The 14,516-nt window shown below is 39.0% G+C and carries 18 protein-coding genes and 1 tRNA gene; 12 read left to right on the top strand and 7 right to left on the bottom strand.

Translation table 11 applies throughout. The annotated features are described in order from the left end of the window. Position 1 precedes the first annotated feature (1 nt). From C7B62_RS16295 to C7B62_RS16275, 5 genes are all read left to right on the top strand, one after another. Positions 2–607: a glutathione S-transferase family protein gene (locus tag C7B62_RS16295; RefSeq protein WP_106238920.1), complete on the top strand. Its 606-nt coding sequence runs from the start codon at positions 2–4 to the stop codon at positions 605–607. Between the two features lie 7 nt (positions 608–614). Then, the gene (hypA, locus tag C7B62_RS16290) at positions 615–995 is read left to right on the top strand and encodes a hydrogenase maturation nickel metallochaperone HypA (RefSeq protein ID WP_106238917.1); all 381 of its coding nucleotides are present in this window, start codon (positions 615–617) and stop codon (positions 993–995) included. Positions 996–1,003: 8 nt separating this feature from the next. Further along, positions 1,004–1,714: a hydrogenase nickel incorporation protein HypB gene (hypB, locus tag C7B62_RS16285; protein WP_106238914.1), complete on the top strand. Its 711-nt coding sequence runs from the start codon at positions 1,004–1,006 to the stop codon at positions 1,712–1,714. A 344-nt stretch (positions 1,715–2,058) separates the two neighbouring features. Continuing rightward, positions 2,059–3,105, top strand: a complete 1,047-nt coding sequence (locus tag C7B62_RS16280; RefSeq protein WP_106238910.1) for an ABC transporter substrate-binding protein — start codon at positions 2,059–2,061, stop codon at positions 3,103–3,105. A 17-nt stretch (positions 3,106–3,122) separates the two neighbouring features. Continuing rightward, positions 3,123–3,974: an ABC transporter permease gene (locus tag C7B62_RS16275; RefSeq protein ID WP_106238905.1), complete on the top strand. Its 852-nt coding sequence runs from the start codon at positions 3,123–3,125 to the stop codon at positions 3,972–3,974. Between the two features lie 102 nt (positions 3,975–4,076). Here the strand turns inward: C7B62_RS16275 and C7B62_RS16270 are convergent, their stop codons facing one another. Next, entirely contained in the window at positions 4,077–5,060 is a 984-nt protein-coding gene (locus C7B62_RS16270) for an alpha/beta hydrolase (protein WP_106238950.1), read from the bottom strand. A gap of 186 nt (positions 5,061–5,246) precedes the next feature. After that, positions 5,247–5,756, bottom strand: a complete 510-nt coding sequence (locus C7B62_RS16265; protein WP_106238902.1) for a GNAT family N-acetyltransferase — start codon at positions 5,754–5,756, stop codon at positions 5,247–5,249. Positions 5,757–5,905: 149 nt separating this feature from the next. On the opposite strand from C7B62_RS16265, the gene C7B62_RS16260 reads away from it, so the two are divergent. Next, positions 5,906–6,682 (top strand): ABC transporter ATP-binding protein, encoded by a 777-nt coding sequence (locus C7B62_RS16260; RefSeq protein ID WP_106238898.1) that lies wholly within the window; start codon positions 5,906–5,908, stop codon positions 6,680–6,682. A gap of 60 nt (positions 6,683–6,742) precedes the next feature. On the opposite strand, the gene C7B62_RS16255 is transcribed toward C7B62_RS16260, so the two are convergent. Next, complete coding sequence (locus tag C7B62_RS16255) at positions 6,743–7,189, bottom strand: DUF3531 family protein (RefSeq protein WP_106238895.1); 447 nt, start codon at positions 7,187–7,189, stop codon at positions 6,743–6,745. A gap of 75 nt (positions 7,190–7,264) precedes the next feature. Here C7B62_RS16255 and C7B62_RS16250 point away from each other — a divergent pair, with 75 nt between their 5' ends. After that, on the top strand, positions 7,265–7,798 hold the full coding sequence (locus C7B62_RS16250) for a peptidase C15 (RefSeq protein WP_106238892.1): 534 nt from the start codon (positions 7,265–7,267) through the stop codon (positions 7,796–7,798). Between the two features lie 208 nt (positions 7,799–8,006). Here C7B62_RS16250 and psbM read toward each other — a convergent pair whose 3' ends face one another. The 4 genes from psbM to C7B62_RS16230 form a co-directional block, all read right to left on the bottom strand. Further along, entirely contained in the window at positions 8,007–8,117 is a 111-nt protein-coding gene (gene psbM, locus C7B62_RS16245; protein WP_106238888.1) for a photosystem II reaction center protein PsbM, read from the bottom strand. An 89-nt stretch (positions 8,118–8,206) separates the two neighbouring features. Then, positions 8,207–8,524, bottom strand: a complete 318-nt coding sequence (locus tag C7B62_RS16240) for a 2Fe-2S iron-sulfur cluster-binding protein (RefSeq protein ID WP_106238884.1) — start codon at positions 8,522–8,524, stop codon at positions 8,207–8,209. A gap of 100 nt (positions 8,525–8,624) precedes the next feature. Further along, positions 8,625–9,392, bottom strand: coding sequence for a 4'-phosphopantetheinyl transferase superfamily protein (locus C7B62_RS16235; RefSeq protein WP_233220003.1), 768 nt, complete (start codon positions 9,390–9,392; stop codon positions 8,625–8,627). Between the two features lie 56 nt (positions 9,393–9,448). Further along, complete coding sequence (locus C7B62_RS16230) at positions 9,449–10,723, bottom strand: HEAT repeat domain-containing protein (RefSeq protein WP_106238876.1); 1,275 nt, start codon at positions 10,721–10,723, stop codon at positions 9,449–9,451. 183 nt (positions 10,724–10,906) lie between these two features. On the opposite strand from C7B62_RS16230, the gene C7B62_RS16225 reads away from it, so the two are divergent. The 5 genes from C7B62_RS16225 to C7B62_RS16210 all read left to right on the top strand — a co-directional run bounded on the left by C7B62_RS16225 (position 10,907) and on the right by C7B62_RS16210 (position 14,174). Continuing rightward, entirely contained in the window at positions 10,907–11,125 is a 219-nt protein-coding gene (locus C7B62_RS16225; protein WP_106238873.1) for a hypothetical protein, read from the top strand. Next, positions 11,126–12,046: a HEAT repeat domain-containing protein gene (locus C7B62_RS16220; RefSeq protein ID WP_106238869.1), complete on the top strand. Its 921-nt coding sequence runs from the start codon at positions 11,126–11,128 to the stop codon at positions 12,044–12,046. 133 nt (positions 12,047–12,179) lie between these two features. Next, positions 12,180–12,251, top strand: a tRNA-Gly gene (locus tag C7B62_RS16215). Positions 12,252–12,505: 254 nt separating this feature from the next. Continuing rightward, positions 12,506–12,814, top strand: coding sequence for a hypothetical protein (locus C7B62_RS25420; RefSeq protein WP_146132120.1), 309 nt, complete (start codon positions 12,506–12,508; stop codon positions 12,812–12,814). Between the two features lie 136 nt (positions 12,815–12,950). Continuing rightward, entirely contained in the window at positions 12,951–14,174 is a 1,224-nt protein-coding gene (locus C7B62_RS16210) for a glutamate-5-semialdehyde dehydrogenase (RefSeq protein ID WP_233220002.1), read from the top strand. The last annotated feature ends 342 nt before the right edge of the window (positions 14,175–14,516 follow it).

The following is a 14,516-nucleotide window of genomic DNA, read 5'->3' as shown; positions in this document are numbered from 1 at the left end:
TATGTATAAACTATACGATTTTTTGCCTTCTGGTAATGGCTATAAAGTTCGGTTATTACTGACTCAATTACAGATTCCTTTTGAATTAATTAAGCTCAACATTCTTGCAGGAGAAACTAGAACGCCTGAATTTTTAGCAAAAAACTCTAATGGCAAAATACCATTGTTAGAAATTGATTCCAACACATTTATTTCTGAATCCAATGCAATTTTATATTATCTCAGCCAAGAGACAACATATTTTCCTCAAGACAAATATCAACAAGCGCAAGTAATGCAATGGCTATTCTTTGAACAATATAGCCACGAACCTAATATTGCTACTCCGCGATTTTGGATTAGCGAACTAAAACAAGCTGATAAATATCAAGCACAGATCGAACAAAAGCGAAAATTGGGTTATGCAGCTTTAAATGTGATGGAAGAGCATCTTAAAACTCATAACTTTTTTGTAGGAGAAAAATACACTATTGCTGATATAGGTTTGTATGCCTATACTCATGTCGCAGAAGAAGGAGGATTTGATTTAACTAAATTTATGGCTATTTTAGACTGGCTCGAACGAATCAAAAGTCAACCTAAACATATTTTAATTACAGATTTATAAAAAAGTTATGCACGAAACGGATATGACCAAAGCTTTAATTTTGACAGTTAAAGATTGGTATGAATCACAACCAGAAAAACCAAAAATAGAAAAGATTCATTTAACTGTTGGACAATTTACCTGTGTCGAACCTCTGGGTTTGCAATTTGCTTTTGAGGCTCAAACTTGCAATACTTTTTTAGCAGGAGTAGAACTTATTATTAAAGATATTCCTTTAATTGCGTTTTGCCATAGTTGCCAACAAGAATATAAACCCGAAATTGGACTGCAATATAGTTGTCCTGATTGCAATTCACCAATGAATGATATTAGATCTGGTCGAGAATTAAAAATAGATCGCCTTGAATATTCTGCAATTAACAATCAACAGTTATCTATCAAAAATTAATCAAAAAAATGCACCAAACATTTAACGCTGCAATTGAACTAAATTTACTCCATGTCAACCAAAAAGGCGCAGATCACAACCGCCAATACTTTGACAACTGGGGAATTACTTGTCTTAACATTATGAGTAGTCCTGGCGCAGGAAAAACTGTTCTACTTGAACAAACTTTAAAAGCTTTAAAAGCTAAATTAAATATTGCCGTAATTGAAGGAGATATGACCACTGAACTAGATGCCGATCGCCTTCGTAAGTATAATGTTCCAGTAATTCCTATCAATACAGGGCGTTCTTGTCATTTAGATTCCAAAATGGTTGCGGGAGGCATCCATATTTTAGAACATCAGTATCAACCTCAAAATCTTGATTTAGTCCTAGTAGAAAATGTAGGTAACTTAGTTTGTCCTGCTGAATTTGAAGTAGGAGAACACAAGAAAGTAGCCTTATTAAGCGTTACTGAAGGTGAAGATAAACCACTTAAATATCCAGTTATGTTTCGCGAAGCCGATTGTTTATTAATTACTAAAACAGATTTAGCACCTTATTTAGATATAGACCTTGATCGTATTACTTTTAATATTAAACAAATCAATCCTCAAGTTACAATTATTCCTCTTTCTGCAAAGACAGGGGAGGGTTTAGAAGCCTGGTTAGAATGGGTACAATCAGTAATTTGTATCCATTCAGCTAGAAATACAAAATATAAGGAGCAAGGAAAATAAACCCAGATTTAATTATTAAATTTAAGCTTGAATAACTCAGCTTTGGCAATTGATTTAATATCAATTTTCAAACCTAACTAGGTAGCGAAATTAGCAAATTGATCTAACTTCGCTGTTAATAAAAAAGAAAAGCCCACCATCTGTATTCTTGATGCGATCGCTCTAAGAAGGAAACCTTCAAGACCCCTAAAGGGCTAGCGTCGCGCGCGTGACCGAAGGGAATACTTTAGGGCATCGCTTTAGCTGTGTTTATCTGTGGACAATGTTTCAGTAACTTTCTTTTGAAAGTTTACTAAATTCGCTCAACAAGTCTCCTCTGACTTCTAGTAAATAGTATAAATTTTATGAAAATTCGCTCAATATTAGCCTATTTTGTTGTTTTTGTCCTTAGTGCAAGTGTTGTTGTTGGTTGTAATCCAGCTAGTTTGATTAAAACAACTACTGACACCAATTCTCCTAATGCTACTAGTGAGGCTGCACTCACTTTAGGGTATAGTGCGTGGCCTGGTTGGTTTCCTTGGCAAGTCGCTCAAGAATCAGGAATTTTTAAAGCCAATAACGCCTCAGTAGAGCTTAAATGGTTTGATGGTTATTTAGAATCCATTAGTGCTTTAACCACAGGACAGATTGATGCTAATAGTCAAACTTTAAACGATACGATTAGTAGTGTTTCTGGCGGTGCAGACCTGGCGATAGTTTTGGTTAACGATAACTCCACTGGTAATGACAAAATAATTGTCAGTGAGGGAATTAATACTGTTGCTGATTTGAAAGGAAAAAAGATTGCTGCTGAAGAAGGCACAGTCGATCATTATCTCTTATTATTAGGGCTAGAAAAAGAAGGTTTATCCGCAGCAGATATCGAGTTTGTACCTTTAGAAACAGGACAAGCAGCTACAGCCTTTGTTGGTGGTCAAGTTGATGCCGTTGCCGTATTTACTCCTTTTACCACTCAAGCTTTAAAACGACCTGGCAGCAAAGAACTATTTAGTTCCAAAGACTTTCCTGGCGCAATTTCCGATCATTTAGTATTTTCTCGCCAGTTTGTTCAGGAAAATCCCGAACAAGTGCAAGCCGTAGTCGATTCTTGGTTTGCCACCCTCGATCACATCGAACAAAATCAAGCACAAGCCAATAAAATCATGGCAAAACGGGCAAATGTAACCATCGAAGAATATCAAGATTATGCCGATGGTACGACCATCTTTTCGGTAGAAGATAATCTTAAAGCTTTTCAACCAGGGCAAGATGTTACCTCTTTACAGTTTTCAGCCCAGAAAATTAGCGACTTTCTGGTTCAAGCTGGTTTGGCAGCGCAAGCCCCCGATCTTAGCAATCTGTTTGAGGATCGCTTTGTCAAAGCCTATGCAGCCAAAAATAAAGGTTCTTAAATTAAACAACTAAAATCATGAATCAACATACTAACCAGGGATCGATTCAACCGTTTATCAAGCCCAAAACAATGCGCCCAACTGTTTTTTGGTGGTTGGCAGAAGATATTCCCAAGCCTCTGAATACCTCTTTGGTTATTACTTCCATTGCTTTACCGCTAGTTATTTGGTGGCTGGTGACGACTTTTGGTGGTATCGATCCTAAGTTTTTACCCTCTCCAGCCCAAGTCTGGTCAGCCTTTGTGCGGTTGTCCAGTACGGGAGAATTGCTGAAAGACACTGTAGCTAGTTTATGGCGAGTTGGTGTCGGCTTTGGACTGGCGGTAGTTTTGGCAATTCCCATCGGCGTACTGATGGGAAGTTTTCCGAGTATCCGCGCTTTGCTCGAACCTCTCTTTGGCTTAATGCGCTATATGCCAGCCCCTGCATTTATTCCTCTATTGATTTTATATCTAGGTATCGGGGAAGAGCCGAAAATTATGCTGATTTTTATTGGTGTCTTTTTCTTTAACTCCCTCATGGTTATGGATACGGTTAAGTTTGTCCCCAAAGAATTAATTGAAGCTACTTATATGTTGGGTGGCGATCGCTGGGAAGTCTTAAAACAGGTAATTTTACCCTATGTATTACCTGGAATTATTGATGCCTGCCGAATTAATTTAGCAGCAGCTTGGCAATTGGTAATTGTCTCAGAATTAATTGCTGCTACGGAAGGACTGGGTCGTCGAATCAGCGTCGCTGGCAGATTTTTAAAAACAGATGAAATTTTTGTCGGCTTAATTGTGATCGGGATTATTGGCTTAATTTTCGATTTACTCTTTCAATATTTTTTAAGAGTGAGTTGTCAGTGGGCAAGTCAAAAACGATAATCTGTGTAACCGATCTGTTCTTTCAACGAAGAAACTTTATACTGTCGGTGTGCAAGCGGATTTTTGGCTGGCTGTATCTACACTGAGCGTTAAAAACTTGCCTTAATTTTTTCTCTTTGGTGGATTGGCAAAAGCCTCTTTCAGAGTCATTGCAACATCGCTGATTGCTTGATTTCCTTGATCAATCACTCCACCCATCTGGAAGAATCCATGAATCATGCCATTGTAACGTTTTGCTTTGACTGAAACTCCTGCTTGTTGAAGTCGTTTGGCATAAGCTTCACCCTCGTCACGAAGCGGATCAAACTCACCCGTAATCAAGAACGCAGGGGGGAGATTCCTTAAATCACCCTGAAGAGGAGAAATATAAGGATGCTGTGGATCAACTTCTTGGGGAATATACCTTTCATAACTTTGTTTTTTTCTATCCGTTGTTAGCACATAGCCACGCGATCCAAGTTCCTGCCAGGATGTGCTACTTAATGTAGTATCTGTGTTGGGATAGATCAAGACTTGATAAGCAATGGATAGTGTTCTACGATCGCGTGCCATTTTGGTAACAACCGTTGCGATCGTGCCTCCTGCGCTGTCTCCAGCTACAGCAATTCGAGTGGTATCTCCTCCGATCGCTTTAGCATTCTGAGAAACCCACTGAGTCGCAGTATAAGCATCTTCAATGCCAGCTGGAAAAGGATGTTCTGGCGCAAGGCGATACGCTACAGAAACAATAATGCAATCCACACGATTCGCAAGTGTCCGCAATGGTGTATCGTGAGTATCGAGATCTCCGAGTGCAAATCCACCACCGTGAAAGTAAACTAGTACAGGTAGATCCTGAGCCACGCGAGGTGTATAAATCCGAATAGGAATGGTTCCAGCGGTTCCTGGAATCGAGGAATTCTCTACCTTGTGAATGGCTTCGGGTTTTCCTGCAAGAGGGATGGTTTGTCGGTAGCCGTTCCGTTCTGTCGCGATCGCTTCCGTAGGTGAAAGGGGGCTTTTTGGAGCAGGAGGGCGGTTGGCTGCCCTCTGTCTGAGTAAAGCTTGCACTTGCGGATCGAGTTGACCTGGTGACGCTGAATTCATCGGTTCTTCCTGCTTCTCTGTCGAGGTTTGGATATCACAATCTGTATCTTTGTTTAGAAAGCGCATTTCTTATTTCTAGCAAGATCGCATGAGTTGTCACTAGACGTGTTTTGCTAGTCTCAATTTGATTAGCAAGTTGAATAGCTCGTATATGATTTTGAGCGGTGACTAAAGATAATGCGATCGCTACTCAAGTTTGTTGAACTCTGAGCAATATCTCACCATTCCAACACATCCCTCCAACGCGCCACTTTCCAACTCCAGCACCATAAATACTTCATCTGGTACTGGATACTCACATTCTAGCCCCTTCTCCCTAGCTGGAGTAAACCCAAATCGCGAATAGTATTCTGGAAATCCCAGTACGACGACGGCGCTGCCCCCCAATTGAGCGCACTCTTTTAAGCCATACTGGATCAGCAATGACCCGATTCCTTGTCGCTGATAGTTAGGTATCACAGAGACTGGTGCTAACCCAAAAACTAAGACATCATCAGCACATACCCCAACGATCTCAACTGGGCTGAAGAAAACGTGTCCAACAATTTGCCCAGACTCAACAGCAACAAAGGAAAGAGCAGACGCGGCACCGCGCAATGCATCAACTAAATCCGCTTCGCTCTTGCGCCCAAACGCTGCTACATTAACTTGGTAAACCGCTTCTGTGTCGTCTGATTTCTCTGCTCGAATTTCCATACAAATCAGCTCATCAGTGCAATTTTATTCTGACTTAAACTCATATGTGCTTTTCAGTTTAGATCTTAAAAGTGTGCTTAATTGCACAGCATATAGATAGTTGGGTAACTGATAATTGTATTAGAGCGGTTTATTAATTGTACTTAATCATGTTTTTGGAAATTAATCACCTTAATAAGCATTTTTCCACTAAAAACGGCACTTTAGTTGTACTCAAAGAAATCAACATAGCGATCGCCGAAGGCGAATTCATCTGTGTGGTCGGTGCATCGGGTTCGGGTAAATCTACTCTGTTACGTCAAATTGCTGGCTTAGATAGCCCTACCAGTGGCGAAGTGAAAATTGAAGGGAAGCGCGTTAATGCCCCAGGCCCCGATCGCGGTATGGTTTTCCAGCACTATACTCTCTATCCTTGGATGAATGTCCAAGAAAACACCGAATTCGGACTTAAGCTACAGGGTGTGCCATCAAAGCAACGTAAAGAGCAAGCTAGTTACTATTTAAACGTTGTTGGTTTAACTACCTTTGCTCGTTCATTACCCAAAGAATTATCGGGTGGGATGAAACAACGGGTGGCGATCGCTCGTGCTTTAGCTTCTGAACCAAAGGTGCTGTTGATGGATGAACCTTTTGGTGCATTGGATGTGCATACTAAAGAGTCGATGCATGAGTTTATGATCGATCTCTGGCAACGTACTGGTCTGACGGTATTTATGATTACTCATGATGTCGAGGAAGCAGTTTTTCTCTCTAATCGCATTTACGCTTTAGGTTCACGCCCTGGTACTGTGAGAAAGGAAATTCAGGTTAGATTGCCAGAACGAACCCAACTGGTTAAGCGTCACTCTCTCTTTCATGATTATCGTGATGAATTGATGGGTTTAATGCGTCAACACGGACAAGAAGCACTAGCTGCCGTCGCCTAAAAATTGTTGGTCATAAATTGCTTGAGAAAACCAATAAAATAACCTTCTTTAACGCTCACGTTATTCACTATAGAAGTTAGAGTTATGGTTATCGTTAACTGGCCAATCTTCGTTTTGACCTCCGACTATAATTTTATTAATTTGCACAAATTCTTTACTAAGTTGATAAATCGAATTAATTAAAATATCGATCGCAATCAAATCACTCGTACCAAGATCGAACCAACATCTACCCCAAACACCAAGATATTCAATATCTCCCATATTGTGCATGGGTGACATTAATGTGCTTTCTAATTGAGATTCATCGTAATCCATATAGCTAATTTCTATCCCAGCATCCTGTACAGGAAGATTTTCAGCATTGAAACCACCAAGTTTGCCTAAATAAAACCAAGAATCCAATAGTTCTTCAATATATTGTTGTTCCATACGAGAGGGAACAGTAGGAAATTCTAACCAAATCCATAGATCAAAAGGATTGAATTCTCTAAATTGTATTTCCATAAATTTTAGTAGTTTATTTGAATTTAGATTTTATATTTAAGATATTTTAAATAAGCAATATTTTAAAATAAAGTAATGCCTCGAAAAATTCTTTTGACATCTTTTCAGACTTGGCTACCTCATCAAGAATCTAACTCTTCAGATGATTTACTAGAGTTAATTAATCTTGCTAACGTGCAACAGTTTAAATCCAACTCTTGTTTCTTTTTAAGGCAACTTCCAGTTAATGTAGAATTAGCTACACAACAAGTAATCGATGCCCTGAAAATAATTAATCCTCAAGGACTTATTTGTTGTGGAATGGCTGATTCTAGAAATAAACTTTCTTTAGAATCTCAGGCATCATGGGAACAAGACTGCCTTTTCACTAAGGTTAACCTAGATAAATTAGTTAATTGCCTGAACAATACTAAGATTAGCCATGATGCGGGGAAATTTGTTTGTGAAGCACTATATTACCAAGTATTAAAGTATATACAGACAGAAAAATTATACTTACCTTGTATTTTTGTTCACGTCCCCGTGTTACTTCCTAACAATTTAAATTCAATTGCAGCAGATTTTCAAACAATAATTAAATTTATCCAGTCTATTAAAGCTCCAAATTAACAGCAATTATCGCTCAATTACTTTTGACGCATAAAAGAAGCACAAAAATAGAGCCAACTTTCAACTTGTAGAAAAATAATTCGTTAATTATGATAGTAGTATAATAAACAACTTATAATTGTTAAGTTGAATTCTATACTGATGAATAATTTTTCCTAAGTTACGGTTTGACTCAATAACCAAGATTATTTTATTTTCTAGATTTATATTAACCTTCTCTTTGATCTTTATCAGTTTGGATAAAGAGAATTAGTAAGAAGACAGTGGGAACTAAAACAAATAGGATAGTTGCTACAAATCCCAGGTCATTAACTTCCATACAATAGCAGCTCCTAAGTAAGTAATTATTAAAACAATATTCATCTCTAGAATATCATTATCTTAGATCAATAGCTCCATCGAGCAAGTTTATTTCTTCTTTTTAGCAGGTTTTGGCTTAGTAATAATGGTGACTGGACCATTGACCATAGTTTGACATGCCAAACGATAATTATCTGGCTTTCTTTTTAACCTGCGCTGTTCAAAATCTGTTTTAGGCGATAAATTCTCCATTCCTTCGGCAACTTCGACAATACAAGTTGCACACTGTCCATAGCCACCACAATTTCTGAGTTTTCCCCCTAGGGTGTAAATGTCAACTCGGTTTTGAAGAGCTTTCTCGCGCAAATTTGACCCCTGTGCAGCGATTACTTCTTGATTTTCTTTAGCAAAGGTGATTGTCGTCATAGAAATTCTCTCTGGTTAAATCCTACTTACTATAATATTAAGAATTCATAAGAAATCATACATCGATTTTAATACTTATGAGCTTTTCAGGAGTTATTGTTTACAAGAGGCGATCGCTTACATAATTACAATGCCAGTAATTAATATCTTGGGTTGATATCTGAGCATTAATAGCGATCGCTCCTGCATAATCTGTTGCGGGAGTACAAGAATATAGCGACCAGTTCATTATTTTATCTTTTTTAATTGTCGATAAGTAAAGAGATTCACGTTGGTCTAAACAAATCTCAACACTGCTTAAAGAACCTGATAGACCCGTGCCAGTACCTTTTAGGTAAGCCTCCTTTGCTGTCCAAAGCTGAAAGAATAATTTTGGCTGTTGCTCTAGGGAAACGGCTGCCAACATCTTATATTCTCTGGCGGAGAAAAAACGTTGAGCAATTTTAAGTGCATCAGGCATGGCTCGTTGATATTCAATGTCAACGCCAATCAGATGATTGAGCGTGAAGCCAAAAAGGGCATATTCCTCAGAATGAGAAAGATTAAATTGCAGGGAAATATCTGTTGCTAACTGAGGTTTTCCGCGATCGCTATAGGTGAATGTTAAACTACGGGGACTCGTGGCTAAATAATTGCCTAATAACTGTCTTAAAATTCCTCTAGCTACAATAAACCTACTTCTATGTTGGACAAAGCGAAACTTATCAGCTCTGGCTATTTCGTCAGTTGATAGGAGGGTAGTTAATTGCTCAATTTCTGGAGTAGATAACGACAGATTGGCGCGCCAAATATGAACCTGCTTATCTTTTAAGGAAGGTAGTTGTGCTGGAGTTTGCCAAATTGAATCGATGCTGCTGTTTGTCATCATGAAACATAAATTAATACCATTTCTTAAAAGTAATATTGGTATTAATTTTAAGATTTCTAATTAGAGTTTAGTTGATAGTTAGCTTTGGTCTTGATCAGCAGGTTTTGATCGTCTACTACTTCCGACCAACAATTTTCCCCCAGTTGTTCCAAGGCTAAAAGACAAGCATACTTGAGATCAAAAATGGGTGTATCTAGGGTTTTTTTAAGTAAAGGGATAGCTTGAACAGCCTGGAGATTACCGAGGGCGATCGCCGCTGCTGCGCGAGATTTTTGAAACTGGGGCGAAGTATTGTGTAGCGCTTCGACGATTAAGTCATAACTAGCTTGATGTTTAAGTAATCCCAGTAATTTAACTACGTGAAAATGTGCGCCATAATCATTATGAGCTTCTTCTTGATAGGTTTGTAAAAGAGCAGCTACCGCCTCTTGGGGATAGATTTCGAGGATTGTCTTGCCAGCAAGGTAACATCGTCCAAAATCAGTATGATAAAGCTCTTTGATCAGAAATTCCAATTCGGGAGGCTGATCGTATTCATGCACCAGATCAATATCTTGAGGGCGATCGCGAATGATGGAATCTAAACTAGGTTCAATCTCAGCAAAATTGACTCTACCCGTAGCTAAACCTTTAGCCGCGAGGAGTCTGATCCCTCGCAAACGGAAGGCAACAGAAATAGGCGCTTTGGCAATGGCAGAGATAGCAGCATAATATTCGGCATCGATTAAATCCTGAATACAGGCGCGTCTAGTATTAATATCACTGTGCTGGAGAAATTCGACAACTTCATCCATTTGGCTGTAGTCGTTATCCAAACGAGCGATAGAAGCGATCGCTGCACTGGCAATAGATTTATCATCATGAATAGCAAAGGGTTGAATGCGTTCGAGTGCAGGGAGGTAACTAAAATTTGCCAGAGTGTGAATAATTACGCGGTAGGTTTGATGTGGTTTTGTCAATAAATTGGCGATCGCTTCTAGGATCGACTCATCTTCTGTGCCAATTTCACCAATTGCCCAAACTGCATTTTCAACCGTTAAGGGGTCAGGATCGGCAAGACAAGTTTTGAGTATTGGTAATGCCTGTGTCGCCTTTAAACGCCCTAAGCTTTCCACCGCTTTTCTTCTGGCGATGCGATTGGCTAAAGCTGGATCGAGATCTTTAATTGCTTCAATTAGGGCATTGATTGACCTTTCTGTAGGGAAATTAATTAGGTGTGCTGCACCAACATAACGCTCAGATGTACCATCTTCAGTATTTAACGGCTTTTTTAATAAAGCGATCGCCTGGTCTTCCGTTAAATTGAATATGTTAGAAAATCTATTGTCCATTACTTGAGGAAATTTTATAATCGTTTCTTAATTAATAAATAGTTTAAAGCTTATTGCCTGGGTTAACCCTTGGTAGTTTACTCTAAGAAAACAATTGGCAATAGCCGATGGGAGCAGACGACTTAATTTAATTAAAAACCGTTCAAATCCCCAGCATTAATAATTCAATCAGAATTTAAGTAGATGAGCGAAAATACAGTAACAGCAGCAGATTTAGCCGATCTAATTGTCGAATTTGAAAAATATCGAGATCGCTTAATTAGCGAAACTACAGAAGCAGCCAAAAAAGCCAAGCTATCCAAGAAAGCGACGATGGCAAAACTAGAGCCACAGCTTGCAGATATTGATGCCAAACTACAACGACTCAAAGAACAACAGGCTAATTTAAGTGCGAGTAGTTAAATGACCAATACTCCTAATTCCGCCCAAAATGGTCAAATATTATCCCATGAAGAAACAGATGAACTATTAGCCAGAATAAATCAGCAACTGACTAACGGTACTTTTAATCATCAAGACCAACAGCTGATCGCGCAAATGGTGGAATGTTTAGGGGATACCAGAGGTTTAGTTCGTTTAGGCTTTGCCGAAGCCTTGGGAGTGGTAGGAAAACCGGCGGTAGACATTTTAATCGAGGCTTTACTACATCACTCTAATGAGGTGGTGAGAAGAGCTGCGGGCAAAACCTTAACCTTGATTGAGGATCCTGTTGCTGTACCTCATCTGATTCAGGCACTACTCCACGATCAAGATACGGTGGTTCAAGCTTCGGCTATTGGCGCATTAGCTCGGATTGGCATCCCTTCTGTAAAACCCCTCTTAGAAGTATTAGCATCGCCTAATTCGAGCGAAAGTAATAAAGGTCATGCAGCCTGGGGTCTAGCTTTTATTGGCGCTCAAGCAAAAGATCAGCTATATGAAGCTTATAATTCTGACTCGCCAGAAGTTAGATCTGCCGTAGTAGGAGCGATCGCCAAAGTAGCAGAAGAAGATCATCATGATACCCAATCATTAGATTTACTCGTAAATGCCCTCAAAGATAACGTCACTGATGTTCGTAGTGAGGCAGCAGCAGTCTTGGGTAATTTAAAATATCAGCCCGCAATTCCTGTTTTACTTGAACTACTACATCACCCTGAACCACAAACACGCAAGTCGGCTGCCTTGTCTTTGATGAAAATTGGCGATCGCCATTCTCTAGCTGCACTGCAAACTGCGCTCAAGCAAGAAAGTGATTCTAATACCCAAAAAGCGATCGCTCTTGCTGTATCTTTATTGCAAAAACAAACCGATTTCTCCCTAGAAGACGATTGGGCAGAATAATTTACCTACCTAAAATCGGCTTTTAAATAATTACTTGAAAAACTGTTGATAATCTGGCATACTAATAACTGGCGAGATAGCACAAGCTTTAAACAGCTGTGCATAATAACAATTCTTTAAGAATTAGTTATACGCGGGTGTAGCTCAGTGGTAGAGCGTCACCTTGCCAAGGTGAATGTCGAGGGTTCGAATCCCTTCACCCGCTTAAATCTTATGTTTTAACAATGGCTCTAGTATTAAGCTAAATCCGAGACAGCAGTTTTGAGTTTTGTTGATCCCCAACTTGTCCCTAATTATTTGCGCTAGAGTTAAAGCACAATTTAATGCTCAACAGCTAATAGTTCGATAAAATTGGATTGAGGAGTAGAGCGACCGTCAAAGAAGATAAGATATTCATTTCATATCAACAAACAACCAAGTTGATTTATCCTCTAACGTTATAAATCCCAGTCGATTAGAGTGCGTCCATATAAAATACACACAATAGATTTAACTTGCGAATATCCCTGTCCTTGTCGAAGAAACGGAAAGTTACAACCGATTATTTTGACTGAAGCTTTGGGTTGCGATCGCTGTCAACAGTTGTTTGTCGTTAAAAAAGACGGTCAGACAATAGAGCAATTATCTTTTGTTTACCAAAAAAAATCTTGGAGGTGGACTGGTCATGGTTGGCAAAACGCCTACACACGTTGGACGAGAGGGTCTTTACTAATCATTTTAGCTATATTGCTGGGTCTGAGTCTTCTGGTAGTAGTGATACTATCGTAAATGTTGCGTTGATTAAATGCTCAGAGTATCATTTCCTGGATGGTGGTGTTTTTCCGTTCGATTATCTTATTAGTTCTATCGCTGTTTGTAATCTATGGGCATTAATAGCAAAGGTATACAAAGTTCATCAGATCGAATGCTAACCATAGTTCAAAAATCTCATAAAGCTGCTATCAAACTTGCTCAAATATCGGGTTCAAAAAGAAGACTAGGAATATTAGCCATAGCAGAAGCAATAGAAAGTAGTTGCGATGAAATATTAGAGTCGAATACCCTTGACCTGGAAATGAGCCGTGAAATGGCGATCTCTGAGCCGATAGCTGACTGGTTAAAGCTAACGCCAGAGCGATTGGAGATGACAATTGCTATTTTAAAGCGACTTTCCCAAGCCGCAGATCCAACCAGACGTTTAATTAACGCTCCTTATCAGTTAGAACCCTCTCAAACCTATTGTCAGTTAGTTCCCTTGGGAACTATCGCCTTGATCTATGAAGCCTTTCCTGAATTAGCAGCGATCGCCGCAGGACTTTGTTTAAAAACAGGAAATAGCCTAATCACAAGAGGTTGCAGTACTGCTAGTAATTCTAACCAGACCATTGCCAGCATCATCCAAAAAGCATTAGCATCGACGGAGTTACCTACAGGAACAGTTGAAAATATTTCTGCTGAAATGGGTATTTCAGTCCAAGAGTTAGTTACTCAAGATCGCTATATCAATTTAGTGATCCCTTATGGTCGCCCAAGCCTAGTACAACAGGTGGCAGAAAAAGCAACCGCACCAGTATTAAGAACTGCTATCGGTAATTGTTATCTATACTGGTCACAAAGCGGTAGCCTAGAGCTAACCCGTCAGATGATTGTCGATAGTCATGATGGTGAACCAGACGCAGTTAATGGGATCGAAAAAGTATTGATTAACCAAGAAGTCAAATCTTCGATGTTGCAATCGTTGTTTAATAATCTGCAACAGTCAGGATTCAAGCTGCGGGGAGATGAAGCATTAGTCGAACAATTTCCTGATTTTTTATCCCTCATGAAACCTGAAGAATGGCGTAAACCATATTTAACTAAAATGATCGCATTTCGTCAGATAGATAGCTTGTCTCAAGCAGTAGCTTGGATTAACCGCTACAGTAGTGGTCATGCAGATTCAATTATCACCAGATCTTATCAAGAAGGACAGCAATTTGTTCAAAGTATTGAGAGCGCGTTAGTATACATTAATACTTCTCCCAAGTTTTCTCGTATTCCTCAAGAAGGAAGCGATGTATTTTTAGGCATGTCAAACCAAAAAGGTTATCGCCAAGGTCTAATTAGCGTGGAAACTTTTACGACAATCAAGCAAATTGTTCAGGGATGAGTATTAAGTAATAAGTAACGAGTAATAAGTAATAAGTAATAAGTAATAAGTAATAAGTAATAAGTAATAAGTAATAAGTAATAAGTAACGAGTATTAGTTATTCTAATTTCATTACCAAATTTTTACGCAGAAATTAGATATCATACCAATTCTTAAAAGTAGCTGGAAAGAGCAAAAATATTCTAAGAGTCAATGAAAAAGCTCAAATATCCATAAAAGCTATCCTAAAGGATTTCCTTTGGTCAGAGCTTAACCTGTCCTAAGTCATTGGTCACAACTTAAGTCTGAAAAGCAGTTGTCAAGAGAGTTTGAGAACTAGAAGAAAAAAAGAAGTCGGGAGC

Source organism: Pleurocapsa sp. CCALA 161, from assembly GCF_003003995.1.
Taxonomy (GTDB): Bacteria; Cyanobacteriota; Cyanobacteriia; order Cyanobacteriales; family Xenococcaceae; genus Waterburya.
The sequence above is the reverse complement of the archived record's forward strand: the minus strand, read 5'-3'. Positions and strand labels throughout refer to the sequence as shown.